Genomic DNA, 408 nt, shown 5'->3' with positions numbered 1-408 from the left:
ACCACTGGCCGAAGCTCTGACCGGACAGGATTTCACCACGGCGATCGGGCCGATCCGGTTTGATGCGAAAGGCGATCTCAGCCGGAGCCCCTACCGCGTCTTCCGCTTCGATGGCACGCGCTTTGCGCCCTTGGAAAGCAACTGATGTTTCGCACCGGCCCACGCAACCTGATCACCGACGTTGCCGGCCTGCGCGTCGGCAATGCGTCCGACGCCAGGCTGAAATCCGGGGTAACGACCGTGCTTTGCGATGCGTCCACAGTGGCCGGCGTTCAGATCCTGGGCGGTGCGCCGGGCACCCGCGAGACCGACCTGCTCGAACCGCACAATTCCGTCGATGTGGTGCACGCCGTGGTGCTTTCGGGCGGCTCGGCTTTCGGCCTCGACGCAGCTTCCGGCCGTCAGGCG

General features: G+C 65.9%; 1 protein-coding gene and 1 pseudogene. Both read left to right on the top strand.

Going from position 1 to position 408, the window contains the following annotated elements; translation table 11 throughout:
• Positions 1-145: pseudogene (locus EN884_RS40025) on the top strand (ABC transporter substrate-binding protein); the annotation flags it as partial.
• Positions 145-408, top strand: a 264-nt coding sequence (locus tag EN884_RS38325) for a P1 family peptidase (protein ID WP_206617795.1), incomplete at its 3' end; no start/stop codon positions are given. The pseudogene EN884_RS40025 and the gene EN884_RS38325, both read left to right, overlap by 1 nt.

Source organism: Mesorhizobium sp. M7A.F.Ca.AU.001.01.1.1 (assembly GCF_004022735.1).
Classification (GTDB): domain Bacteria; phylum Pseudomonadota; class Alphaproteobacteria; order Rhizobiales; family Rhizobiaceae; genus Mesorhizobium; species Mesorhizobium ciceri.
This window is presented reverse-complemented; position numbering and strand designations above follow the sequence as displayed.